We start from the raw sequence: 24,290 nt of genomic DNA on the forward strand, positions 1-24,290 counted from the left end.
CCGGCGCCGGCGCGCCGCGACGAGCCCCGAGGAAGGAGTGCGCATGACCCCCGGAGCGGACGACGACGTCCCCCGCATCGTGCTGGTCGACGCCGCGAGCGAGGTCGAGCGGCGGATGGTGACCGAGGCGCTGCCCCCGGGCGGGACGGTCCTGCCGCTGAGCGGCGCGGCGCTGGTCGGACCGCTGGCCGACGCCGACCCCGCCACCGTGGTGACCGCGACCCGGGTGGCGTGGACGCCGCTCGGCGGCGCCGAGGTGACCCGCCGCGGGCCCGGCCGGCGCGGGCGGTGGTCGGCGGCCCGCCCCTCGCTGCTGCGCCGCCCGCCGGCCCCGCTGCAGGCGGCCGCGGTGCGCCGCGACCCGGACCGGGCGCGGGTCGTCGTCGCCGAGCCCGCCACCGTGGGCGAGCTGACCGGGCGGTGGGACGGCACCGGCAGCCTCGCCGCGTTCGTCGCGCACCAGGCGGCGCTGGCGCTGGACCGGGCCGAGCGGCAGGTGGTCGGCGACCGGGCCAAGGTGCCCCGGCACGTCGCCGAGGCGATCCGGCACAGCCCCGAGTGGCGCGCGGAGGTCGCCGCGCTGGCCGAGCGGCTGGAGCGGCCCGAGGAGGAGGTGGCCGCCGAGGCCGCCGCCGACCTCGACGAGCTCGTCGCGGCGATGGACCCGGCCGCCGTCGAGGTGTTCACCGGGCTGCTGCGGCCGGTGCACGCCCGCGCCTGGGACGTGCAGGCCGACACCGCGCGGCTCACCGACCTGCGCGAGCTCAACCGGACGCACCCGCTGGTGTTCCTGCCCAGCCACCGCTCCTACGTCGACCCGCTGGTCCTCGCCGACGTGCTGGCGCAGCACGACTTCCCGCGCAACCACGTGCTCGGCGGGGAGAACCTGCGGTTCTGGCCGGTCGGGTCGATCGCCAAGCGGGCCGGGCTGATCTTCATCCGGCGCAGCTTCGGCGACGACCAGGTCTACAAGACCGCCGTCCGCGAGTACCTGGCGTTCCTGCTGGCCAAGCGGTTCAACCTCGAGTGGTACATGGAGGGCGGCCGCTCCCGCACCGGCAAGCTGCGTCCCCCGCGGCACGGGCTGCTCGGCTTCGTCGCCGACGCCGTGGAGCGCAAGCGGGTGGAGGACGTCTACCTCGTCCCGGTGTCCATCACCTACGACCAGCTCCGCGAGGTGTCGGGGATGGCCGCCGAGCAGGGCGGCGCCGCCAAGCGCGGCGAGGGCCTGTCGTGGATGGCGTCCTACATCCGCGAGCAGGTGCGCACGCCGCTGGGCACGGTGCACGTCGGCTTCGCGGAGCCGCTGTCGCTGGCCGCGGCGCTGCGCGGCGCCGACCCGGCCGACCCCGGCTCCCGCCGGCTGAGCCTGCAGAAGGTGGCCTTCCAGGTCGCCGTCGGCATCAACGACGTCACCCCGGCGACGGCGACGGCGCTGGTCACCCTCGCCCTGCTCGGCGTGCGGGACCGGGCGCTGACGCTGGCGCAGGTGCAGCGGGTGCTCGAGCCGCTGCTGCGCTACCTCACCGAGCGGGACCTGCCGCACTCCGGCGCCGCCCTGCAGACGCCGCGCGGCGTGCGGCGGGTGCTCGGCGCGCTGGCCGGGCAGGGCGTGGTGACCGCCTACGAGGGCGGCGAGGAGCCGGTCTACGCGATCGGACGCGGGCAGCACCTGGTCGCCGCCTTCTACCGCAACAACGCGATCCACCACTTCGTGGACCGGGCGATCGCCGAGCTGGTGATGCTGCGCGACCCGGCCGACCGCTGGGACGAGGCCTACCGGCTGCGCGACCAGCTCAAGTTCGAGTTCTTCTTCCCCGAGCGCGACGCCTACCGCGACCGGCTGGCCGGCGAGCTCGAGCGGCTGGACCCGGGGTGGGAGACCGCCGACGGCCGCGACGTCCTCTGCCGCGCCGACCTGCTGGTGGCCCACCGGGTGCTGCGGTCCTTCGTCGACGCGCAGCTCGTCGTCGCCGAGCGGCTGGCCGCCCGCGACCCGCGGACGCCGGTCACCGAGCCGGAGTTCCTCGCCGAGTGCTCCGGCGTGGGCCAGCAGATGCTGCTGCAGGGCCGGCTGCACGGGCCCGAGTCGCTGTCCCGCGAGCTGTTCGCCGGGGCGCTGCGGCTGGCCGCCAACCTGGACCTGGTCGACCCCGGCCGGGACGACCTGGCCCGCCGGCGGCAGGAGTGGGCCGCTCAAGTCCGGGACGTCGTCGGCCGAGTAGTGGTGATCGACGAGTTGGACGCCGCGGCGCGGCGGGAGAGCGTGGGGGTGGAACCGTGACGGCCGAGACGTCGACGGGGGGCGGGCTGCGCGAGCAGGCGGCCGCCATGGCCCGGAGCAACGTCTGGACCGAGGACCAGCTGATCGCCGACGTCGAGGCGGCGCCGCCCGGTCCGCGGGTCGGGGCGTTCTTCGACTTCGACGGGACGGTGATCGACGGCTACTCGCTGGCCGCCTTCGCCCGCCACCACCTGCGCTCGCTGCACGTCACCCCGACCGACCTCGGCCAGCTGCTGCTCACCGGTCTGCGCGGGGTCACCACCGAGGAGGACTTCGAGCGGTTCACCGTCGCCGGCATGCGCGCCTGGGCCGGCCGCAGCGAGGACGAGCTGGCCGAGCTCGGCGAGCGGCTGTTCGTCCAGGGCATCGCGGGCTCGCTGTACCCCGAGGCCTGGCGCCTGGTCACCGCCCACCTGCAGGCAGGGCACACGGTGGTCCTGGCCTCGTCGGCGACCCGGTTCCAGGTGGAGCCGGCCGCCCGCGCGATGGGCGTGGAGCACGTGCTGGTCTCCCCCGTCGAGATCGTCGACGGCGTCTGCACCGGCCGCCCGGGCGGCCCGCTGCTGTGGCGGGCGGGCAAGGCCGCGGCCGTGCGCGCGTTCGCCGAGGAGCACGGCATCGACCTGCTGCAGAGCTACGCCTACTCCAACGGCGACGAGGACGTCCCCTTCCTGCGCACCGTCGGCCGCGCCCGCGCGCTCAACCCGGGCAAGGGGCTGACCGCCGCGGCCCGGCACTACTCGTGGCCGGTCGCCCGCTTCAAGCGCCGCGGGAGCACCTCCCCGGCCGACGTCGCCCGGACGCTGGCCGGCGTCGGGGGCATGTTCGGCGGCTTCGCCACGGGCCTGGCGGTCGGCGCGCTGGGCGGCTCGCGGCGGGAGGCGGTCGACCTCGGCCTCACCCTCGCGGGTGAACTCGGCAGCGCGCTGGCCGGCGTCCGGCTCGACGTCCAGGGCGCCGAGCACCTGGCCACCCGGCCCGCGGTCTTCCTGTTCAACCACCAGAGCCAGCTCGACGTCCTCATCCTCGCGAAGCTGCTGCGCGGTGGCTTCACCGGCGTGGCCAAGAAGGAGCTGGCGCGGACGCCGGGCTTCGGGCTGGCGTTCCGGCTGGCCGACGTCGCCTTCGTCGACCGCGGCGACCCCGCCCAGGCCCGCCGCGCGCTGGAGCCGGCCGTGCAGCGGCTCAAGGAGGGCATCTCGCTGGTCGTCGCCCCCGAGGGCACCCGCTCGGCCACCCCGACGCTGGGCCCGTTCAAGAAGGGTGCCTTCCACGTCGCGATGCAGGCCGGCGTGCCGATCGTCCCGGTGGTCATCCGCAACGCCGGCGAGCTCATGTGGCGCGGCGCGACGACGGTCTCCCCCGGCACCGTGCAGGTGCGGGTGCTGCCCCCGGTCGACACGAGCGACTGGACGGTCGAGGACCTCGACCGGCACGTGACCGAGGTGCGCGACTCCTTCCTGGCCACGCTGGCCAACTGGTCCGGGCGCACCCGGCGGCCGGTGGTGGCCGAGTCGCCCACCGCCGAGGACGGCGCGCCCGCTCCCGCGGTCCCGGCCGCGCCGCTGGACTGGGGCACCTCGCCGGAGATGAACCCCATCGAGACGGCGATGTGGCGCGCCGAGGCGGCCGACCCGCGGCTGCGCGCCAACGTCACGCTGCTCGAGGTGCTCGAGACCGCGCCGGACTGGGACCGCTTCCTCGGCGCGCACGAGTGGGCCTCGCGCATGGTGCCGCGGATGCGCCAGAAGGTGGTCGAGCCCGCGCTGGGCGTCGGCGCGCCCCGCTGGGCGACCGTGGACGACCTCGACCTCGGCCGGCACGTGCGCCGGGTGCGGCTGGAGGAGCCGGGCTCGACGCGGCAGCTGCTCGACGTCGTCGGGGAGTTCGCCTCCGCGCCGCTGGACCGCGACCGGCCGCTGTGGGAGGTGCTGCTGGTCGAGGGCCTGGCCGAGGGCCGCGCCGCCTACGTCGTGAAGACCCACCACAGCACCACCGACGGGCTGGGCGCCGTCCAGCTCATGGGCCTGCTGCACCGCCGCAGCCCCGACCGCGACCCCGCCCGCCCCGAGCCGCCGGCCCCGGTGCCCGGCGAGGTCTCCCGCGTCGGTGCGCTGACCGAGCAGCTGGTCGGGACGGCGCGGTCGGTGCCGCTGGCCGCGCTGCGCCGCGGCGTGGAGGCGCTGGGCACCCTGCGCCACCCGCGGGAGGTGGCGGCGCAGGCGCTCGACGCCGCCCGCGCGGCGACGAAGACCCTCGCGCCGCCGCGCGGCAGCTCCCCCGCGCTCGCCGCCCGCGGCGGCGACTGGCGGTTCGAGGTGCTCGAGGTGCCGCTCGCCGACCTCAAGCGGGGCGCGAAGGCGGCCGGCGGGAGCCTCAACGACGGCTTCCTCGCCGCGGTGGTCGGCGGCTTCCGCCGCTACCACCAGCGCACCGGCGCCCCGCTGGCCACGATGACCGTCGGGATCCCGATCAGCCTGCGCGCCCGCGACGACGCCCAGGGCGGCAACCGGTTCACCGGCGCCCGGTTCACCGCGTCGCTGGCCGAGGCCGACCCGGCCGCGCGGATCGCCACCATCCGCCAGTTCGTCCTCTCGGCGCGGGAGACCAGCGCCGGCGGCGTCACCGACGACCTGCTCGGCCCGGCGCTGCACTGGCTCCCCGCGCCGGTCGTGGGCGCGGTCTCCGGGCGGCTGACCAGCGCCAACGACGTCCAGGTGAGCAACATGCCCGGCGTGGCGCACCCGGTGTACATCGCCGGCTCGCGGATCCTGCGGATGTACCCGTTCGGGCCGCTGCCGGGCACCGCGGCGATGGTCACGCTGCTCTCGCACGAGGACACCTGCTGCATCGGCGTCAACCTGGACAGCGCCGCGGTCACCGACCCGGCGGGCCTGGTGGCCGACCTCCAGGCCGGGCTGGACGAGGTGGTGGCGCTCGGGCAGGTGTGAGCGGGGGCTCCCGCGGTACTGCACCGGGTTGTAACCCGCGTCACAGCCCAGGGAGCGGCCATGACCTTCAACCTCGCGACGATCCTGCGGGAGTCCACCTCCGCCCACCCCGACAAGCCGATGCTGCAGCTGGGCCCGCTCACGCTCACGTACGGCCAGGTCGACCAGCTGTCGGCCCAGGTGGCGGCAGGGCTCCGGGAGGCCGGGCTGCAGCGCGGCGACAGCGTCGCGCTGCAGCTGCCCAACGTGCCGCAGTTCGTGATCGCCTACTTCGGCGCGCTGCGGGCCGGGATGACGGTCGTGCCGCTCAACCCGCTGCTCAAGGCACCCGAGGTGAGCTACCACCTCTCCGACAGCGGCGCGAAGGTGCTCGTCACCTTCGACGCGTTCGCCGAGGAGGCGGTCAAGGGCGCGGCCGAGGCCGGCGGCGTCCGGGTGTACGTGGTCTCCGCGCCGGGCGGCCCGGAGGCGCCGCCGGACACCACCCCGTTCGACGCGGTGGTCGCCGCCGGTGCCGGCGCCGACCCGGCCGACGTCGAGCAGATGTCCCCGGACGACACCGCCACGATCATCTACACCAGCGGGACCACCGGCCGCCCCAAGGGCGCCGAGCTCACCCACTTCCAGATGTACATGGCGGCGTCGGTGGCCGCGGAGACCTTCCAGTACCGGGACGACGACGTCGGCATGGCGGTGCTGCCGCTGTTCCACGTCTTCGGCCTGTCCAGCGTCATGAACTGCGCGATCCGCGCCGGCGCGACGCTGTCCCTTGTCCCCCGCTTCGACGTCGGCGCCGTGCTCGACGCGATGGAGGAGCACCGGGTCACGGTGTTCTGCGGCGTCCCCACGATGTTCGTGGCGCTCATGCACGCCGACCTCACCGGCCGCGACGTGTCCCGGCTGCGGGTGTGCGTCTCCGGTGGCGCGTCGATCCCCGGCGAGGTCATCAAGGGCTTCGAGGCGGCCTACGGCGGGGCGACCATCCTCGAGGGCTACGGGCTGTCGGAGACCTGCGCGCTGGCGACGTTCAACCGCAGCGCCGAGGAGCGGCGGGTCACCTCGATCGGCAAGCGGCTGTGGGGCTGCGAGGTCCGCGTCGTCGACGGCGAGGACCGGCCGCTGCCGCCCGGGCCGGACAACGTCGGCGAGATCGTGCTGCGCGGGCACAACGTCATGAAGGGCTACCTCGGGCGCCCGGAGGCCACCGCCGAGGCCATGCGTGGTGGCTGGTTCCACACCGGCGACCTCGGCTACGCGGACGAGGACGGGTTCTTCTTCATCGTCGACCGCAAGAAGGACCTGGTCATCCGCGGCGGGTTCAACGTCTACCCACGCGAGATCGAGGAGGTCCTGCACGCCCACCCGGCGGTCATGGAGGCCGCCGTCGTCGGCCGGCCCGACGAGCGGCTCGGCGAGGAGGTCGTGGCCTTCGTGAGCCTGCGCCCGGGCGCCTCGGCCGAGCCGGACGAGGTGATCGCGTTCTGCAAGGAGCGGCTGGCCGCCTACAAGTACCCGCGGGAGGTGGTCGTCATCGACGAGCTGCCCAAGGGACCGAGCGGCAAGGTCCTCAAGACCGAACTGCGGGGCCGCTGACGGTCTCGCCGATCCAGGAGAGCACCAGGCCGGCCAGGCGGTCGGGCACCTGCAGCTGCGGCACGTGCCCGACCCCGGCCAGCTCCTCGTACCGCCAGCCGGGGTGCGCCCGCGCCACCTCGCGCGCGGCGTCGACGGGCACCAGCCGGTCGCGGTCGCCGTGCACCAGCAGCACCGGAGCGGCCACCCGGGCCATGGCCGACCGGTAGCGGCGCGGGTCGGCCAGGATCCCCAGCAGCGAGCGGGCCGCGGTGAGGAAGGCGCGGTCCATCCCGGCGGCGTCCTCGCGCTGCTCGAGCAGCGTGACGGCGCGGTCGATGACGGGGGCGGGCAGCTCGTCGGGGTCGACGCCGACCAGCTGCAGCATCGACCGCACCCGGGTCAGCGGCGTCGAGCGGGCCCGCCGCAGCGCGAGGAACCGCTCCCCCAGGCCGGGCAGGGCGTACAGGGCGAAGGTGCCCGCCACGAGCGGGTCCAGCCGCCGCCGGCCGCCGGGCAGCGCGGGGTCGAGCAGCACCAGGCCCCGCACCGCGTCCGGAGCGGCCGCGGCGGTGAACAGCGAGACCATCCCGCCCATCGAGTTGCCGACCAGCACCGCCGGCTCGACCACGACCTCGCGCAGGAAGCGCTGCAGGACCGCGACGTTGGCCGGCACGGTGGCGCGGCGCTCCCCCGGCTCGCTGCGGCCGAAGCCGGGCAGGTCCAGCGCCCACACCCGGGCCGACGGCGTCAGCAGCGGCGCGAGCAGGTCCCAGTTGCCGTGCGACCCGCCCAGCCCGTGCACCAGCACGACCGCCGGGCCGTCGTCGGTACCGCCGTAGTCCACGACGTGCACCGGGCCGCCCAGGTCGACGGTCCTGCTCGTCCCCGGTGCCTCGTCCACCCCGACGGTCCCCCTCTGGTGCGCGAGCCGACGGCGCCCCGGGGCACCCTCCGCCAGTGATTCCGACACGGGAAAGTGCCCTGGCCGGACGCCTGGGACCCCTGCGACGCGTGTGATCAGGGCCACACTGGACACAGCGAGTCGTCGCAGTCAGGTGTGACCGGTCCTCCATGGTGGGTACCGGCCCGGGCGAGGCGGTGTGGACCGCCGGCAAGGAGGACGACGTGTCGCGACAGCCCAACGACGGGCCCGGTCTGCCGCTGTACCTGACCGAGGTGAGCCGCGCGATGGCCGACTACGGCCTCTACCTGGCGGCCCGTCCGCTGATGCCGCGCCTACCGACCGGCGACGGCCACCCCGTCCTGGTGCTGCCCGGCCTCATGGCCGACGACATGTCGACGGCGACGCTGCGCCGCACCCTGCGGCGGCTGGGCTACCGCGTCCACGGCTGGCGGCTCGGTCGCAACATCGGCCCGACGCAGGAGTGCGTGGAGGGCATGAGCCGCCGCATCGAGGACCTCAGCGACCGCTACGGCCGGCCGGTCAGCCTCATCGGCCAGAGCCTGGGCGGCATCTTCGCCCGCGACCTCGCCCGCAAGACCCCGGACGCGGTACGCCAGGTGATCACCCTGGGCAGCCCGTTCGGTCTGCAGCGCGACAGCCAGACCCGCGCGCACAAGGTGTTCGAGCGCTACTCGCACCTGCACGTGGAGAAGCGGACGCTGCCGCTGGAGAGCGAGGCGACGCCGCTGGCGGTGCCGTCGACGTCGATCTACTCGCACCAGGACGGCATCGTCGCCTGGAAGGCGTGCCTGGACCGGCTCTCGCCGCACGCCGAGAACGTCGCCGTGTACGCGAGCCACCTCGGCATGGGCCACAACCCGGCGGTCCTCTACGCCGTCGCCGACCGGCTCGCGCAGCGGGAGGGCACCTGGCGGCCGTTCCGCCCGCCGCTGGCCCTGCGCCCGGCCTTCCCGCGCCCCGACGTCCCCGAGGTCCCGCTGCGCCCGGCCGCCGCGGCCTGACGCGGCTGCGCCGCACCCCGACACCGCCGCTCGTCGGCCTGCGGCTGTCCCCACACGCCTGGGACGGCCGCAGGTCGACGACGGGCGTCTTCGCCGACCGCGACCGGTCAGGTGCCGGGGTCTCCCGGCGCCCGTGCCCCCGGCAGCCGACCACTCGGCGACGGGATGCGCCGGACGGCGGACGGCGCGGAGGTGGGCGCGGCCGGGATCGAACCGGCGACCGCTCGCTTGTAAGGCGAGAGCTCTCCCGCTGAGCTACGCGCCCCGCCCGCCCAGGGTAGGTGCCCCCGGGCGGTGGGTCCCGGACCCGGGCCTCAGGCCGCGATGTCCGCGACGGCGTCCTTCCAGCCGGACTGCTCGCGCGCGTCGCCGGGCTGGTTGACCTCGGCGAAGGCGATCTTCCCCTCGGCGTCGACGAGGAAGGTGCCGCGCAGGGCCATGCCCGCCTTCTCGTTGAACACGCCGTAGGCCTTCGCCGTGGCGCCGTGCGGCCAGAAGTCCGACAGCAGCGGGAAGTCCAGGCCCTCCTGCGCCTTGAACGCCTTGAGGCTGAACACCGGGTCGGTGCTGATCGCCAGGACCTTCACGCCGGCGTCGGTGTAGGTGGTCAGCTCGTCACGGAGCTGGCACAGCTCGCCGGTGCAGATGCCGGAGAAGGCGAACGGGTAGAAGACGACGAGGACCGGCGTCCCGCGCAGCTCGGCGAGCGAGACGACCTGGCGGTCCTGGTCGGGGAGGCTGAACTCGGGCGCGACGTCACCGACGGAGAGGCTCATGCGCCCGATCGTGCCGCACGGGCGCGAGCGCCCCCGCGGCGGGACGGCGTCACCGTCTGCTGCGGGCGGCCTTCGGGGTGACCAGGCGGATGCCCGACCAGTCCTTGGCGGCCGAGATGCTGCTGGTCTGCGCGAGCCCGGCGGTGGGCGCCACCTCGGTGACGTCGCCCGGCTCGACGTGGCCCGGCCGCCCGGACTTGGGCACCAGCAGCCACACGACGCCCTCGTCGGCGAGCGAGGTGAGCGCGTCGGTGAGGGCGTCGAACAGGTCGCCGTCGTCCTCGCGCCACCACAGGACGACGACGTCGGCGACCTCGTCGGTGTCCTCGTCGACCATCTCGCTGCCGGAGACCTCGACGATGGAGTCGCGCAGGTCCTCGTCGGCGTCCTCGTCCCAGCCGAGCTCCTGCACGACCATGCCCGGCTTGATGCCCAGCCGGGCCGCCATGCCGGCGCTGCCCGAGTCGACGCTCATCCCTGCTGTTCCTCCGAGAGATCACGAACCGCCGGTGGGGCACCGGCGGGCACGGAGCGCCGGCTGACGGGCGCGTGGGGTGGACGGGGGCCGACGGCGGACACGACCGGCGGGGAGGACACCCGCTGCCTGGTCATGTCACCCCTCTCGTGCCCGGACGCGCGGGTGCCGACGGCGTCGGTCCGCGTGGGCAGGAGCGTAGGGCATGCCTGGTCACGCGCAAGCCGTCGTCGACGACGCGCCCGGGGCGCCGCGCACACCGCTGGGCGGGAGGTCCTGCGTGACGCGGACCATCCCGGCGCGCGACGATGGGGGCATGAGCGCACCGCAGCAGGGTGGAGACCCCACCCGCGACGCCGGACAGCCCCGCGCGGTCATCACCGACGGGCTCCCGAGCCAGCTGGTCGACACCGACCCCGACGAGACCCAGGAGTGGGTGGAGTCGCTCGACAGCGTCGTCGAGCACGCAGGCCGCGGGCGAGCCCGCTACCTCATGCTCAAGTTGTTGCAGCGCAGCCGTGAGCAGCAGGTGGGCGTCCCGTCCCTCCGCAGCACCGACTACATCAACACGATCCCGCCCGAGCGGGAGCCCTACTTCCCCGGCGACGAGCACGTCGAGCGGCGCATCCGCGCCTACATCCGGTGGAACGCCGCGATCATGGTGCACCGCGCGCAGCGGCCGGGCATCGGCGTCGGCGGGCACATCTCCTCCTACGCCTCCTCCGCGTCGCTGTACGAGGTGGGCTTCAACCACTTCTTCCGCGGCAAGGACCACCCCGGCGGCGGCGACCAGATCTGGTTCCAGGGCCACGCCTCCCCCGGCATCTACGCCCGCGCGTTCCTCGAGGGCCGGCTCACCGAGCAGCAGCTCGACGGGTTCCGGCAGGAGGTCAGCCACCCCGGCGGCGGCCTGTCCAGCTACCCGCACCCGCGGCTGATGCCGGACTTCTGGGAGTTCCCCAGCGTCTCCATGGGCCTGGGCCCCATGAACGCGATCTACCAGGCCCGGTTCAACCGGTACCTGCACGCCCGCGGCGTCAAGGACACCTCCGACCAGCACGTGTGGGCGTTCCTCGGCGACGGCGAGATGGACGAGCCGGAGTCACTGGGCCTGATCGGCCTGGCCGCCCGCGAGGAGCTGGACAACCTCACCTTCGTCGTCAACTGCAACCTCCAGCGGCTCGACGGCCCGGTGCGCGGCAACGGCAAGGTCATCCAGGAGCTGGAGTCCTTCTTCCGCGGCGCCGGCTGGAACGTCATCAAGGTGATCTGGGGCCGCGAGTGGGACCCGCTGCTGGCCGCCGACCGCGACGGCGCGCTGGTCAACCTCATGAACCAGACGCCCGACGGCGACTACCAGACCTACAAGGCCGAGGACGGCGCCTTCGTGCGCGAGCACTTCTTCGGCCGCGACCCGCGCACCCGCAAGCTCGTCGAGCACATGAGCGACAAGGAGGTCTGGGACCTCTCCCGGGGCGGGCACGACTACCGCAAGGTCTACGCGGCGTTCAAGGCGGCGGTGGAGCACAAGGGCCAGCCGACGGTCATCCTCGCCAAGACCATCAAGGGCTGGACGCTGGGCAGCCACTTCGAGGGCCGCAACTCCACGCACCAGATGAAGAAGCTGACCGCCGAGGACCTCGCCGCCTTCCGCGACCGGCTCTACCTGCCCATCCCCGACGAGGCGCTCGACAAGACGCTGCCGCCCTACTACAAGCCCGACCCGGACTCCGACGAGATGCAGTACATGCTCGAGCGGCGCCGGGCCCTGGGCGGGGCGGTCCCGCGGCGGCGCTCGGAGTTCAAGCCGCTCAAGGCGCCCGACGACAAGGCGCTCGACGTCCTGCGCCGCGGCTCGGGCAAGCAGGAGGTGGCGACGACGATGGCGTTCGTCCGCCTGCTCAAGGAGCTGCTCAAGGACAAGGAGCTCGGCCCGCGGTTCGTGCCGATCATCCCGGACGAGGCCCGCACCTTCGGGATGGACAGCCTCTTCCCGTCGCAGAAGATCTACAACCCGGGCGGGCAGCGCTACACCTCGGTCGACCGCGAGCTGATGCTGGCCTACAAGGAGTCCGAGCAGGGCCAGATCCTGCACGAGGGCATCAACGAGGCCGGCTCCACGGCGTCGTTCACCGCCGTCGGCACCTCGTACGCCACGCACGGCGAGCCGATGATCCCGATCTACATCTTCTACTCGATGTTCGGGTTCCAGCGGACCGGCGACTCGTTCTGGGCCGCCGCCGACCAGATGACCCGCGGCTTCGTCCTCGGGGCCACCGCCGGCCGCACGACGCTCAACGGCGAGGGCCTGCAGCACGAGGACGGGCACTCGCTGCTGCTGGCGCACACCAACCCGGCCGTCGTGTCCTACGACCCGGCGTTCTCCTACGAGGTCGGGCACATCACCCGGGACGCGCTGCTGCGCATGTACGGCGAGGACCCGGGCGCGCCGCTGGGCGGGCACCGCAGCCCCGACGTCATGTACTACCTGACCGTCTACAACGAGCCCTACAACCAGCCGGCCGAGCCCGAGGGCCTCGACGTCCAGGGCCTGCTCGCCGGCATGTACCTGTACGCGCCGGGCTCCGGTGAGGGCCCGCGGGCCCAGGTGCTGGCGTCCGGCGTCGCGGTGCCGTGGGCGCTGCGGGCGCAGGAGCTGCTGCGCGAGGACTGGGGCGTGTCGGCCGACGTGTGGTCGGTGACCTCGTGGACCGAGCTGCGCCGGCAGGCCGACGAGGTCAGCGAGCACAACCTGCTGCACCCGGAGGACGAGCCGCAGGTGCCCTACGTGACCCAGCGGCTGCAGGACGCCGAGGGCCCGGTCGTGGCGGTGTCGGACTGGATGAAGTCGGTCCCCGACCTCATCGCGCCGTTCGTCCCCGGGGGCATGGCCACCCTGGGCACCGACGGGTTCGGCCTGTCCGACACCCGCCCGGCGCTGCGCCGGCACTTCCACGTCGACGCCGAGTCGATCGTCGTCCGGACGCTGGCGTCGCTGGCCGACCGGGGCCAGGTGGACCGGTCGAAGGTCCGCGAGGCGGTGGAGAGGTACCGGATCCGCGACGTGCAGGCCGCGCCGGCCGAGGAGCGGACCGACCCGAGCCCGGCGACCTGAGCGAGGACCCCCTTGCCCCCCGCCACTCGCCAGCTCGCGGCGGGACCCTGCAAGGGGGCCGGGTCCAGGACCGCCGCCGACGACCGCCGCACCGTGGCGGTCGTCGGCGGCGGCGTCGTCGGGCTGACCTGCGCGCTGGAGCTCGCCCGTGCCGGGCACCGCGTCCGGCTGCTCACCGCCGACCCGTGGGAGGCGACCACCTCCGCGGTGGCCGCCGCCATCTGGTCCCCCTACCGGGTGGCGCCCGCCGACGCCGTGCTGCGGTGGGGCGCCACCTCGCTGGAGGTCCTCACCCGGCTCGCCGCCGACCCGGCGACCGGGGTGGCGCTGCGCCCGGGCACGTACGTGCACCGCACCCCCGACCCCGACCCGTGGTGGGCGCCGGGGGTGCCCGGGGTCCGTCCCGCGTCCCCGGACGAGCTGCCGCCCGGCGCGCCCGCCGGCACCCGCTGCACGCTGCCGGTGGTCGACACCGGCCGGTACCTGCCCTGGCTGGCCGCCGCGTGCGCCGCGGCCGGGGTGACGACCGTGCCGGGCCGGGTCGGGTCGCTCGACGAGGTGGCCGGGGACGTCGTCGTGGTGGCCGCGGGGCTGGGGTCCGGGCACCTCCTCGACGACGACACCTGCGTGCCCGTGCAGGGCCAGGTGGTCCGCCTCGCCGACCCGGGCCTGCCCGGGTGGGTGCTGGACGAGGACGGCCCGGCCGGGCTGACCTACGTCGTCCCCCGAGGGCGGGACGTCGTCGTCGGCGGGACGGCGGTGGAGGGGGCCACGGGCCGCGACCCCGACCCGCAGGTGGAGGCCGCGATCCTGGAGCGGGCGTGCGCGCTCGTCCCGGCGCTGCGGGGACAGCCGGTGCTGTCGCGGGCGGTCGGGCTGCGGCCGGGGCGGCCCACCGTCCGGCTGGAGCGGCTCGAGGTCGGCGGGCGGCCGGTCGTCGCCTGCTACGGGCACGGCGGCGCCGGGGTCACCCTCTCCTGGGGCTGCGCGGCCGACGTCGCCTCCCTGGTCTGAGCGTCGGCCGGGAGCAGCCGGGCCTGCGCCTCGGGCGAGTGCCCGGGACGGTGGACCGAGGGGCGGCCGCGGCGCCCGTGACCCGCCCGAGCCCGTCCACCCGCGCGACGGCCGTGGCGAGCAGCGACCGCCCGGCCGCGGCGTAGGACCGGGGGCCCGTGCGCGACCCCCGCACAGGCCCCCGGTCCTCAGGCCCCGGCGCGGTGCCGGCGCAGCAGCTCGGCGTAGGCCCGGCCGCTGTCCTTCACCGTGCGCCGCTGGGTGGCGTAGTCGACGTGCACCAGCCCGAACCGCTGCGCGTAGCCGCGGGCCCACTCGAAGTTGTCCAGCAGCGACCAGGCGAAGTAGCCCCGGACGTCGGCCCCGCGCTCCATCGCCGCCGCCATCGCGCCGAGGTGGCGGACCAGGAAGTCGACCCGCTCGGGGTCGTACACCGCGCCCTCGGCGTCGACCTCGTCGTCCCAGGCCGAGCCGTTCTCGGTGACCACCAGAGGCAGGCCGGGCGCGCGCTCGGTGAGCCACAGCAGCAGGTCGGTGAACGCCTGCGGGCTGATCCCCCACCCCATCGTCGTCGTCGGGCCCTCGGGGTCGAGCTCGACGACGTCCTCGCCGCCGATGAACGACGTCGGCGGCGCCTCCGCGGGGCGGGTGCCGGCCCGCACGGTCTGCTCGAAGTAGTAGTTGACGCCCAGCCAGTCCAGCGGCGCCGCGATGGTCTCCAGGTCGCCGTCGCGCACCGGCAGCGGGGCGCCGGCGGCCTCGAGGTCGGCGACGACGTCGGCCGGGTAGGCGCCGTGGACCACCGGCTCGAGGAACATCCGGTTCTGCTGGCCGTCGAGCCGGCGGGCGGCGTCGACGTCGGCGGGGTCCTGGGTCGCCGGGTGCATCGGCGTGAAGTTCAGCGTGACGCCGAGGGAGGTCACCCCGGCCGCCCGCAGCCGGGCGGCGGCCAGGCCGTGCCCGAGCAGCAGGTGGTGGGTGGCGCGGGCGCCGGCGACCGGGTCCTGCAGGCCGGGGGCGTGCGCGCCGGACACGTGGCCGAGCAGCGCGCTGCACATCGGCTCGTTGAGCGTCGACCAGTGCCGCACCCGGTCGCCCAGGGCGTCGACGACGACCGCGGCGTAGTCGGCGAAGCGCTCCGCGGTGTCCCGATCGGCCCAGCCCCCGCGGTCCTGCAGCGCCTGCGGCAGGTCCCAGTGGTACAGGGTCAGCCAGGGCTGCACCCCGACGGCGAGCAGCTCGTCGACCAGCCGCCGGTAGAAGTCCAGCCCGCGCTGCTCGACCCGGCCGCCGCCCTCGGGCAGGACCCGCGGCCAGGCCACCGAGAACCGGTACGCAGACAGCCCCAGGTCCGCCATCAGCGCGACGTCGTCGCGGTAGCGGTGGTAGTGGTCGACGGCGACGTCGCCGGTGTGGCCCCCGAACGTGCGGCCGGGCGTGTGGCTGTAGGTGTCCCAGATCGACGGTCCCCGCCCGTCCTCGGTCACGGCGCCCTCGATCTGGTACGAGGCGGTCGCGGCGCCGAACACGAAGTCGGGCGGGAAGGTCAGCCCGGCGAGGGCGTCCTCGTGGGTGTCGGTGGTGGTCACGGCAGGGGTGCTCCTCAGGGCAGGGGTGAGCGGGGCGGGGCCAGGGGGAGGCGCGGCGGCAGCGGTCGCCGCCGACGGGAGGACGGTAGGGGCTGGTCGACGCGCGCCTGCGTCACGGGGTCGAGGACGTGCAGGCCGCCCTCGCGGACCCGCAGGGGCGGAAGCCGACGGTGACCCCCCGGTGCCGGCGGCGGCCCGGTCGAGCAGGTCCCGCGACGCCGGCAGCAGCGCGCCGGCGAGCCGATGGACCCGGCGGCGAAGGTGGTGGCCGGGCGGTCGCGCAGGGCGCCGGGGTGCCGCACTGCTGCAGGGCGCCGTCGCGCAGCACCGCCACGCGGTCGCCCGTCGTCATCGCCCCGACCTGGCCGTGGGTGACGTGGACGGTGGTGACCACGGTCGCCCAGCCGCTGGGCGAGATGACCCGCCACATGACCGACCTGCTGCTGCGCCAGGTCGAGGGCTCCGCGGAGGTGGAGGCGCGGGTCTGCCCGACCCGGCTCGTGCGGCGCGCCTCCGCCCGAGGTCGCGAGGGTCCTCGCTCAGGTCGCCCAGACGGGGCGGGCGGCATCGACGCGCCACACGACGGCGACCCCGCCGCCGGGGCGCAGCACGACGCCGTCGGGGACGTCGGGGCCGTCCGCCCCCAGCCACAGCCGGGCGTCGGGGCGGCCGAGGTCGACCCAGCCCGCGGGGGCGCGCACGACCTCGTGCGCCGGGGCCGCGCCCGGGTCGGCCGCGCGCAGGTAGGCCTGCAGCACCCGGGCGCCGCCGGGTCCGGCGACCTCGTCGTGGTCCAGCCCGGTGCCCGCGCGCAGCACGCCGACGTCGCCGGCCGCCAGCGGGGCGTCCCCGCCCCACCGGTGGGTGAGCGAGCCGGCCAGCACGACCGCGACGACGTCGACCGCGCGGTGCAAGTGCACGCCGTAGCCGGCGCCGGGCGGCAGCCGGTCGTCGGTGACCCGCAGCAGCGGGCCGAGCGAGCCGTCGCCCGGCTCGAGCAGCGGGGCGCCCTCGACGCCGGTCACCGCGCGGCGTCCCGCCCGGGCAGCGCCGCCGGACCGCCGGGCAGCCCGCCGGCGACCAGGGCGACCAGCAGCGACCACGCCGTCCCCAGGCACAGCCCGCCGACGACGTCGGACGGGTAGTGGACCCCCAGCCACACGCGGGTCAGCCCGACCAGCACCGCGAGCGCGACCCCCGCGGCGACGGCGGCGCGGCGGCCGGGCGCGGTCAGCCGCGGCCAGGCCAGCACCAGCGCGACGGTGACCAGCGTGGCGATGCCCGAGGAGTGCCCGCTCGGGTAGCTCAGCCCCTCGTACACCAGGCCGCCGTTCTCGAACGCCGGGCGGGCGCGCCCGACCAGCTCCTTGAGCGCGGTGGTGAGCGGCCCGACGGCGGTGACCGCGACGACGACCCACAGCACGGTGCGCCACGCCCGGCGGCGGACCAGCCAGACCAGCACCGGCAGGAACACCAGCACGCGGAACCAGGTGACGCCCGGGGTGGTGAGCGTCTCCAGCAGTGCGCTCACCGGCGCCGAGCGGTCGTCCCCGGCGTACAGCTCCCGGCTGACCGCGTCGTCGAGGCGCACCTGCGGGCCGAAGCGGGCCGCCACCCCGGTCCCGAGCAGGGCGAGGACGGCGAGGCCGGCCCCGATCGCGCGGAGCACCCGGCGGCGGGCCCGTGCGGGCGCGGTGGTCGGGGCGGTCACTCCCCCACTCTCCCCGACGCAACGGGCCGTGACACGCTGACCGCGTGGCCCACCGGGTGATCGACCGCCCGCCGACGGCGGCGACGCTGCGGCGGCTGGAGCGCGCCTCCGGGGCCATCGCCACCCGCGCCGTCGCCCGCATGGACGAGGACCTGCCCTGGTTCCGCACCATGCCCGCCGACCAGCGCTCGTGGGTCATGCTCGTCGCGCAGGCCGGCATCGCCTCGCTGGTCGAGTGGTGCCGCTCCCCCGACCGCCCGCCCCGGCTCACCGGCGAGGTGTTCGGCGCCGCGCCCCGCGACCTGGTCCGCGCCGTGCCGCTCAAGCAGACCGTCGACCTGGTCGAGCTCACCGTCCAGGTGATGGACGACCACGTCGAGTCGGTGGCCGAGCCCGGCGACGCCGACGCGCTGCGCCTGGCCGTGCTGCTGTTCAGCCGCGAGGTCGCCTTCGCCACCGCGCACGTCTACGCGAGCTTCGCCGAGAACCGCGGCGCCTGGGACGCGCGACTGGAGGCGCTGGTCGTCGACGCGCTGGTCCGCGGCGAGCGCTCCGAGGAGCTGCCCGGCCGCGCCTCCGCGCTCGGCTGGGACGGCACCGGCCCGGTGGCCGTGCTGGTCGGGGTCGCCCCCGCCGACGGCGACACGCACGCCGACGTCCGCCGCGCCGCCCGCTCGCACCGCTGCGAGGTGCTCGTGGGCGTGCACGCCGAGCACCTGGTGGTGGTGCTGGGCGGCGCCGAGGACCTGCGGTCGGCGGCCGAGCGGGTCACCGAGGAGTTCGGGCCGGGCCCGGTGGTCCTCGGCCCGGTCGTCGACCGGCTCAGCGCGGCCGGCGGGTCGGCCGCGGCGGCGCTGGCCGGGCTCCGGGCCGCGCGCGCCTGGCCCGGCGCACCGCGGCCGGTGCCCGCCGACGCGCTGCTGCCCGAGCGGGCCCTCGACGGCGACCCGCTGGCCCGCGCGGCGCTCACCGAGCGGGTGGTGCTCCCGCTGCGCACCGCCGGCGGCGACCTGCTCGAGACGGTGCGGGCGGTGCTGGCCGGCGGCGGCAACCTGGAGGCCACCGCGCGGGCGCTGTTCGTCCACCCGAACACCGTCCGGTACCGGCTCAAGCGGGCCGCCGAGGTGACCGGCCAGGTGGCCACCGACCCGCGCGGCGCCTGGACGCTCCAGGTCGCGCTCGCACTGGCCGACCTGGGCGGCGAGCGCTCCCTCTGGCACTAGCAGTGCCCGGGGCCGCAAGGGGTCCTGCAGTGTTGTCCACCACGGATCGGCACCGCGACGGCTCGTCCGGGCTCCGCTGTTGTAGGAACCCTCCAAAGCGCAGCGGTGTCCTTTCGTGCCGGACGAGCGCGCGGGGGGCCGTGACCAATGAGACGGTGGTGGGGTGCTGGCCGTCCTCGCACCCGGGCAGGGTGCGCAGAAGCCCGGGATGCTCACCCCCTGGTTGGAGCTCCCCGGCGCCGAGTCCTTCTTCCGCTGGGCCGGGGCGATCGCCGACGCCGACCTGCTGACCCTGGGCACCACCGGCGACGCCGAGGCGATCCGCGACACCGCGGTCACCCAGCCGCTGGTCGTCGCGATGAGCCTGTTCGTCGCCCGCGAGCTCGGCGGCCTGCCCGGCCCGGTCGCGCACAGCCCGCAGACCGGCCGCGACGTCGTCATCGCCGGGCACAGCGTCGGCGAGCTCACCGCGGCCGCGCTGGCCGGCGTGCTGTCGGTCGAGGCGGCGATCGCGCTGACCGCCGTCCGCGGCCGCGCGATGGCCCGCGCCTGCGGGCTCACCCCGACCGGCATGTCCGCCGTCCTCGGCGCCGACCCCGACGAGCTGGAGAAGGCGCTCGAGCGGCACGGGCTGGTCGCGGCCAACCTCAACGGCGGCGGCCAGGTCGTCGTCGCCGGGCCGCTCGACGGGCTGGCCGCGCTCAAGGCGGAGCCGCCGGCGAAGGCACGGGTGGTGCCGCTCTCGGTGGCCGGCGCGTTCCACACCTCCTACATGGGCCCGGCCCGCGAGGAGCTCGAGGGCCTGGTCGGCGGCCTGCGCCCGGCCGACCCGAGCCGGCTGCTGCTGTCCAACGCCGACGGCGCCGCCGTCGACTCCGGCGCCGAGGCGCTGTCCCGCCTGGTCAGCCAGGTCACCAGCCCGGTGCGCTTCGACGCGTGCCTGGCCACCCTGCGCGAGCTCGGCGTCACCGCGGCCATCGAGCTGCCGCCGGCGGGCGCGCTGGCGGGCCTGGCCAAGCGCGAGTGGAAGGGTGCCGACGTCGAGGTGCTGGCGCTGGCCGGCCCCGGCGACCTCGACCGCGCCCGCGCGCTCATCGACGCCGCCCGCGGCCGCCCCGAGGCCGAGCACCAGCCCGACTGGCGCGTCGTCGTCTCCCCCGTCCGCGGCACGGTCAGCCCCGCCGACGTCCCCGAGGGCACCCACCTGCCCGCCGGCACCCCCCTCGGCTGCGTGCGCAGCCGCCGCGAGGAGGTCAAGGTCTCGGCCGGGTACGACGGCGTCCTCGCCGAGTGGCTCGTCCAGGACGGCGACCTCGTCGACGCCGGCGACCCGCTCGCCCGTCTCTACCCGGAGGTCCCCGCGTGAGCATCCGACTGCCGAAGGGCGCCCCCGGGGCGCGCATCCTGGGCCTCGGCGGCTACCGGCCCCGCCGGCGCGTCACCAACGACGAGCTCGCCCAGGTGATGGACACCAACGACGAGTGGATCCAGACCCGCGTCGGCATCGCCGAGCGCCGCTGGGCCTCGGAGGACGAGACCCTGCAGGAGATGGCCGTCGCCGCCGGCGGCAAGGCGCTGGCCGCCAGCGGCCTGGCGCCCGACGAGGTCGACCTGGTGATCCTCGCCAGCGCCAGCCTCAAGGAGCCGATCCCCGGCATCGGCCCGCAGGTCGCCCACCGCCTGGGCATCCCCCGCCCCGGCGCGTTCGACCTCAACGCCGGGTGCGCCGGCTTCTGCTACGCGCTGGAGCTGGCCTCGGCGGCCATCCGCGCGGGCTCGGCGCGCAACGCGCTGGTGGTCGGCGTCGAGCGGCTCACCGACGTCGTCGACCAGACCGACCGCTCCACCGCGGTGATCTTCGCCGACGGCGCCGGCGCGGCCGTGGTCGGCGCCTCCGACGAGCCGGGCATCGGCCCGGTGGCGTGGGGCAGCGACGGCGACCAGTTCTCCGCGATCGAGATCGTCGCCGGCTCCAGGGGCATCTCGATGGCCGGCCAGGCGGTCTACCGCTGGGCGACCACCCGGCTCACCGACACCCTCATCCAGGCGATGGAGTCCGCCGGCGTCGGGCCCGAGGACATCGACGTGTTCGCCCCGCACCAGGCCAACCTGCGCATCGTCGAGTCGATGACCCGGCGGCTCGGCTTCGGCAAGGAGACCGTCGTCGCCCGCGACATCGTCCAGGCCGGCAACACCTCCGCGGCGTCGATCCCGCTGGCCCTCACTGCGCTGATGGAGTCCGGCGAGGCCAAGAGCGGCGACCTCGCGCTCGTCCTCGGCTACGGCGCCGGTCTCACCTTCGCCGGCCAGGTGCTCGTCCTGCCCTGAGCGGCACCCCAGACACCCGGGACGTCCGGGCCCGACGGCGGGCAGCGCCCGCCCCCACCGAGAGAGAGGACCCCCGCGTGAGCGAGGACATCCAGGCAGGTCTGGCCGAGATCCTGGAGGAGGTCGCCGGGGTCGCCCCCGCCGACGCCACCCCGGAGAAGTCGTTCACCGAGGACCTCGACGTCGACTCCCTGTCGATGGTCGAGATCGCCACCGCCGTCGAGGACAAATTCGGCGTGGCCATCCCCGACGACGAGCTCGGCAACATCAAGACCGTCGGCGACGCCATCAGCTACATCCAGAAGAACCAGGGCTGAGCCGGGTCCCCGGCCGCCCGCGCCCGCACGCCCCCAGGAGAGGACCCGTCATGAGCTCGAACGACGACGTCGTCGTCACCGGCCTCGGAGCCACCACGCCCCTCGGTGGCGACGTCGCCAGCACCTGGGACGCGCTGCTGGCCGGACGGTCGGGGGTCCGCCGCCTCGACGACGACTGGGTCAAGGAGTTCCCGGCCCAGCTGGCCGCGACCCTGGCCACCGACCCCGTCCAGCAGCTCGACCGGGTCCGCGCGCGCCGGCTGGACCGCAGCCAGCAGGTCGCGGTCATCGCCGCCGAGCAGGCCTGGGCCGAGTCCGGTGCCGCCGACGCCGGGGTCGAGCCCGAGCGCATCGCCGTCGTCTTCGGCACCGGCATCGGCGGGGCGCTGACCCTGCTCGGCCAGGACGACGTCCTGGAGGAGAAGGGCCCCAAGCGGGTCTCCCCCTTCACCATCCCGATGCTCATGCCCAACGGCCCCGCCGCGGCCGTCGGGCTGGCCATCGGCGCCCGCGGCGGCGTGCACGCCCCGGTCAGCGCCTGCGCCTCCGGCGCCGAGGCGATCCGCTGGGGCCTGGACCTGCTGCGCTTCGACCGCGCCGACGTCGTCCTGGTCGGCGGCGCCGAGGCCGTCGTCCACCCGCTGCCGATGGCCGGGTTCGCCGCCATGCGGGCGATGAGCACCCGCAACGACGAGCCCGAGCGCGCCTCGCGCCCGTTCGACAAGGGCCGCGACGGGTTCGTGCTCGGTGAGGGCGCGGCCGCGCTGGTCCTCGAGCGCGCGGGCTCGGCCAGGGCCCGCGGCGCCCGGGTGCACGCCCGGCTCGCCGGTGCCGGCGCCACCGCCGACGGCTACGACCTGGTCGCCCCGCACCCCGAGGGCGAGGGCGCCGCCCGCGCGATCGGCGCCGCGCTGCGCGACGCCGGCATCGACCCCGCCGACGTCGGCCACGTCAACGCGCACGCCACCTCGACCCCGGTCGGGGACACCGCCGAGGCCGCCGCGATCCGCAGCGCCGTGGGCGACCACGCGCTGGTCACCGCGACGAAGAGCCAGACCGGCCACCTGCTCGGCGCCGCCGGCGCCCTGGAGTCGGTGTTCACCATCCTCGCGCTGCGCGAGCAGGTCGTGCCCGCGACGGCGAACCTCGACGACCCCGACGACGACGCCGCCGTGCAGGCCCTCGACATCGTCCGCCGCGAGCCGCGCCAGGCGTCCCTCACCGCCGCGGTCAACGACTCGTTCGGCTTCGGCGGCCACAACATCGCGCTCGTCTTCACGACCGCCTAGCGCACTCCCCGCCCGGCCCCCGGGCCGGCCCCGCACTCAAGGCCCGCCCCTGGAGGTCCGGTGACCACCGTCCACGCCGTCCCGACGCTGCCCAGCCCCGACCCGCGCGACCCCGAGGACCGCCTCGCCCGCTTCTTCGACGCCGGGTCGGTGGCCCTGCTCGCCCCCCGCGACACCTCGGGCGTCATGGCCGCGCGCGGGACGGTGGCCGGCAGCCCCGCCGTCGCCTTCTGTACCGACGCCACGGTGATGGGCGGCGCGATGGGGATCGACGGCTGCCGGCACATCGTCGACGCCATCGACACCGCGCTGCGCGAGCGCGTGCCGGTGGTCGGCATCTGGCACTCCGGCGGCGCCCGCCTGGCCGAGGGCGTGACCGCCCTGCACGCCGTCGGCGAGGTGTTCGCCGCGATGGTGCGCGCCTCGGGCCGGGTGCCCCAGGTGTCGGTCGTCCTCGGCCCGGCTGCCGGCGGCGCCGCGTACGGGCCGGCTCTCACCGACCTGGTGATCATGGGGCCGGCCGGGCGGGTGTTCGTCACCGGCCCCGACGTGGTCCGCTCGGTCACCGGCGAGGACGTCGACATGGAGCGCCTCGGCGGCCCGGACACCCACGGCCGGCGCAGCGGCGTCGTGCACGTGGTCACCGAGTCCGAGGCGGCGGCCCTGGAGACCGCCCGGCAGGCGGTGGACCTGTTCGCCGCGCAGGGCTCCTTCGCGCCGGCGTCGGAGGCCCCCGACGTCGACCTGCGCTCCCTGCTGCCCGAGCAGCCGCAGCGGGCCTACGACGTCAAGCCGCTCGTGGCCGCCGTGCTCGACGGGCCCGGGCTGGAGCTGCACCCGCGCTGGGCGCCGAACGTGGTCACCACGCTCGGCCGGCTGGGCGGTCGGACGGTCGGCGTGATCGCCAACAACCCGCTGCGCCTGGGCGGCTGCCTGGACTCCGCGTCGGCGGAGAAGGCCGCCCGCTTCGTGCGGATGTGCGACGCCTTCGGGGTGCCGCTGGTGGTGCTGGTCGACGTCCCCGGCTACCTGCCCGGCGTGGGCCAGGAGTGGGACGGCGTGGTGCGGCGCGGCGCGAAGCTGCTGCACGCCTTCGCCGAGGCGGTCGTGCCGCGGGTGACGCTGGTGACCCGCAAGTCCTACGGCGGGGCCTACATCGCGATGAACTCGCGCTCGCTCGGCGCCACCGCCGTCTTCGCCTGGCCCGGCGCCGAGGTCGCGGTCATGGGCGCCAAGGCCGCCGTCGGCATCCTGCACCGCAAGAAGCTGGCCGCGGTGCCGCCGGCCGAGCGCGAGGCCCTGCACGCGCAGCTGGCCGCCGAGCACGAGCGGATCGCCGGCGGGGTGAACCGGGCGCTGGAGATCGGCGTCGTCGACGAGGTGGTGGAGCCCTCCCGCACCCGCCGCCGGCTGGTCGAGGCCCTCGCCTCGGCCCCGGCCGGCCGCGGCGCCCACGGCAACATCCCGCTCTGAGGAGGTCCCCGCTGCCCCGCGCAGCGGGGCCGACCGCCCACCGGACGAGTTCCCGTCCGGACGCCGAGAGGCGGGGGGCCCGCGCGCGCGCGGCGGGGGGGGGGGGGGGGGGGGGGGGGGGGGCGGGGGGGGGCGGGGGGGGGGGGGCCGGCCCGCCCCCCCCCCCCCGCGGCCAGCCAGGGCACCGGGTCCACCGGGGCGCCGTCGACGCGGACCTCCAGGTGCAGGTGCACGCCGGTGCTGT

At 76.0% G+C, this 24,290-nt stretch carries 18 protein-coding genes and 1 tRNA gene; 12 read left to right on the forward strand and 7 right to left on the reverse strand.

Going from position 1 to position 24,290, the window contains the following annotated elements; translation table 11 throughout:
• Nucleotides 1-43 precede the first annotated feature (43 nt).
• Genes ACI8AK_RS20050 through ACI8AK_RS20060 form a run of 3 tightly spaced genes read left to right on the forward strand, consistent with a single transcriptional unit; the run spans nucleotide 44 to nucleotide 6,828 of the window.
• On the forward strand, nucleotides 44-2,284 hold the full coding sequence (locus ACI8AK_RS20050) for a glycerol-3-phosphate 1-O-acyltransferase (RefSeq protein WP_456957696.1): 2,241 nt from the start codon (nucleotides 44-46) through the stop codon (nucleotides 2,282-2,284).
• Nucleotides 2,281-5,235 carry a wax ester/triacylglycerol synthase family O-acyltransferase gene (locus ACI8AK_RS20055; RefSeq protein ID WP_387984812.1) on the forward strand — a complete coding sequence of 985 codons (2,955 nt, stop codon included), beginning with the start codon at nucleotides 2,281-2,283 and terminating at the stop codon, nucleotides 5,233-5,235. Before ACI8AK_RS20050 ends, ACI8AK_RS20055 begins: the two co-directional genes overlap by 4 nt.
• A gap of 60 nt (nucleotides 5,236-5,295) precedes the next feature.
• A complete protein-coding gene (locus ACI8AK_RS20060) occupies nucleotides 5,296-6,828 on the forward strand; it encodes a long-chain-fatty-acid--CoA ligase (protein ID WP_387984814.1) in 1,533 nt (510 codons plus the stop codon).
• Here the strand turns inward: ACI8AK_RS20060 and ACI8AK_RS20065 are convergent.
• Nucleotides 6,803-7,711 (reverse strand): alpha/beta fold hydrolase, encoded by a 909-nt coding sequence (locus ACI8AK_RS20065; protein ID WP_456957698.1) that lies wholly within the window; start codon nucleotides 7,709-7,711, stop codon nucleotides 6,803-6,805. The genes ACI8AK_RS20060 and ACI8AK_RS20065 overlap by 26 nt on opposite strands.
• 224 nt (nucleotides 7,712-7,935) lie before the next feature.
• Here ACI8AK_RS20065 and ACI8AK_RS20070 point away from each other — a divergent pair, with 224 nt between their 5' ends.
• Complete coding sequence (locus ACI8AK_RS20070; RefSeq protein ID WP_387984819.1) at nucleotides 7,936-8,736, forward strand: esterase/lipase family protein; 801 nt, start codon at nucleotides 7,936-7,938, stop codon at nucleotides 8,734-8,736.
• A gap of 193 nt (nucleotides 8,737-8,929) precedes the next feature.
• Here the strand turns inward: ACI8AK_RS20070 and ACI8AK_RS20075 are convergent.
• The 3 genes from ACI8AK_RS20075 to ACI8AK_RS20085 form a co-directional block, all read right to left on the reverse strand.
• Nucleotides 8,930-9,001 (reverse strand) — tRNA-Val (locus ACI8AK_RS20075).
• Between the two features lie 49 nt (nucleotides 9,002-9,050).
• Entirely contained in the window at nucleotides 9,051-9,512 is a 462-nt protein-coding gene (locus tag ACI8AK_RS20080) for a peroxiredoxin (protein ID WP_456902684.1), read from the reverse strand.
• 49 nt (nucleotides 9,513-9,561) lie between these two features.
• Nucleotides 9,562-9,987 (reverse strand): DUF3052 domain-containing protein, encoded by a 426-nt coding sequence (locus tag ACI8AK_RS20085; protein WP_387984824.1) that lies wholly within the window; start codon nucleotides 9,985-9,987, stop codon nucleotides 9,562-9,564.
• A 316-nt stretch (nucleotides 9,988-10,303) separates the two neighbouring features.
• On the opposite strand from ACI8AK_RS20085, the gene aceE reads away from it, so the two are divergent.
• On the forward strand, nucleotides 10,304-13,102 hold the full coding sequence (aceE, locus tag ACI8AK_RS20090; protein WP_387984825.1) for a pyruvate dehydrogenase (acetyl-transferring), homodimeric type: 2,799 nt from the start codon (nucleotides 10,304-10,306) through the stop codon (nucleotides 13,100-13,102).
• Nucleotides 13,103-13,195: 93 nt separating this feature from the next.
• Complete coding sequence (locus ACI8AK_RS20095) at nucleotides 13,196-14,116, forward strand: FAD-dependent oxidoreductase (protein WP_456957700.1); 921 nt, start codon at nucleotides 13,196-13,198, stop codon at nucleotides 14,114-14,116.
• A gap of 188 nt (nucleotides 14,117-14,304) precedes the next feature.
• Here ACI8AK_RS20095 and ACI8AK_RS20100 read toward each other — a convergent pair whose 3' ends face one another.
• The 3 genes from ACI8AK_RS20100 to ACI8AK_RS20110 all read right to left on the reverse strand — a co-directional run bounded on the left by ACI8AK_RS20100 (nucleotide 14,305) and on the right by ACI8AK_RS20110 (nucleotide 17,416).
• The gene (locus tag ACI8AK_RS20100) at nucleotides 14,305-15,705 is read right to left on the reverse strand and encodes a GH1 family beta-glucosidase (protein ID WP_456957702.1); all 1,401 of its coding nucleotides are present in this window, start codon (nucleotides 15,703-15,705) and stop codon (nucleotides 14,305-14,307) included.
• Between the two features lie 539 nt (nucleotides 15,706-16,244).
• The gene (locus ACI8AK_RS20105) at nucleotides 16,245-16,730 is read right to left on the reverse strand and encodes a pirin family protein (RefSeq protein WP_456902681.1); all 486 of its coding nucleotides are present in this window, start codon (nucleotides 16,728-16,730) and stop codon (nucleotides 16,245-16,247) included.
• Nucleotides 16,727-17,416 carry a phosphatase PAP2 family protein gene (locus ACI8AK_RS20110; protein WP_456902680.1) on the reverse strand — a complete coding sequence of 230 codons (690 nt, stop codon included), beginning with the start codon at nucleotides 17,414-17,416 and terminating at the stop codon, nucleotides 16,727-16,729. The genes ACI8AK_RS20105 and ACI8AK_RS20110 overlap by 4 nt, the downstream gene beginning before the upstream one ends.
• A gap of 44 nt (nucleotides 17,417-17,460) precedes the next feature.
• Here ACI8AK_RS20110 and ACI8AK_RS20115 point away from each other — a divergent pair, with 44 nt between their 5' ends.
• From ACI8AK_RS20115 to ACI8AK_RS20140, 6 genes are all read left to right on the forward strand, one after another.
• Nucleotides 17,461-18,639: a PucR family transcriptional regulator gene (locus ACI8AK_RS20115; protein ID WP_387984840.1), complete on the forward strand. Its 1,179-nt coding sequence runs from the start codon at nucleotides 17,461-17,463 to the stop codon at nucleotides 18,637-18,639.
• A 163-nt stretch (nucleotides 18,640-18,802) separates the two neighbouring features.
• Entirely contained in the window at nucleotides 18,803-20,005 is a 1,203-nt protein-coding gene (locus ACI8AK_RS20120) for an acyltransferase domain-containing protein (protein WP_456902679.1), read from the forward strand.
• Nucleotides 20,002-20,967 (forward strand): beta-ketoacyl-ACP synthase III, encoded by a 966-nt coding sequence (locus tag ACI8AK_RS20125; protein ID WP_456957704.1) that lies wholly within the window; start codon nucleotides 20,002-20,004, stop codon nucleotides 20,965-20,967. The genes ACI8AK_RS20120 and ACI8AK_RS20125 overlap by 4 nt, the downstream gene beginning before the upstream one ends.
• 77 nt (nucleotides 20,968-21,044) lie before the next feature.
• Nucleotides 21,045-21,284, forward strand: coding sequence for an acyl carrier protein (locus tag ACI8AK_RS20130; RefSeq protein WP_387984847.1), 240 nt, complete (start codon nucleotides 21,045-21,047; stop codon nucleotides 21,282-21,284).
• 50 nt (nucleotides 21,285-21,334) lie between these two features.
• A complete protein-coding gene (locus ACI8AK_RS20135) occupies nucleotides 21,335-22,573 on the forward strand; it encodes a beta-ketoacyl-[acyl-carrier-protein] synthase family protein (RefSeq protein WP_387984850.1) in 1,239 nt (412 codons plus the stop codon).
• Nucleotides 22,574-22,633: 60 nt separating this feature from the next.
• Nucleotides 22,634-24,046 carry an acyl-CoA carboxylase subunit beta gene (locus ACI8AK_RS20140; protein WP_387984852.1) on the forward strand — a complete coding sequence of 471 codons (1,413 nt, stop codon included), beginning with the start codon at nucleotides 22,634-22,636 and terminating at the stop codon, nucleotides 24,044-24,046.
• The last annotated feature ends 244 nt before the right edge of the window (nucleotides 24,047-24,290 follow it).

The sequence above is a fragment of the Geodermatophilus sp. SYSU D00867 genome (assembly GCF_054050315.1).

What these genes read in the sequence shown, in the direction of transcription:
- ACI8AK_RS20080 (WP_456902684.1), bottom strand. Translation starts at nt 9,512, where the DNA reads ATGAGCCTCTCCGTCGGTGACGTCGCGCCCGAGTTCAGCCTCCCCGAC.
- ACI8AK_RS20060 (WP_387984814.1), top strand. Translation starts at nt 5,296, where the DNA reads ATGACCTTCAACCTCGCGACGATCCTGCGGGAGTCCACCTCCGCCCAC.
- ACI8AK_RS20135 (WP_387984850.1), top strand. Translation starts at nt 21,335, where the DNA reads ATGAGCTCGAACGACGACGTCGTCGTCACCGGCCTCGGAGCCACCACG.
- ACI8AK_RS20050 (WP_456957696.1), top strand. Translation starts at nt 44, where the DNA reads ATGACCCCCGGAGCGGACGACGACGTCCCCCGCATCGTGCTGGTCGAC.
- aceE (WP_387984825.1), top strand. Translation starts at nt 10,304, where the DNA reads ATGAGCGCACCGCAGCAGGGTGGAGACCCCACCCGCGACGCCGGACAG.
- ACI8AK_RS20085 (WP_387984824.1), bottom strand. Translation starts at nt 9,987, where the DNA reads ATGAGCGTCGACTCGGGCAGCGCCGGCATGGCGGCCCGGCTGGGCATC.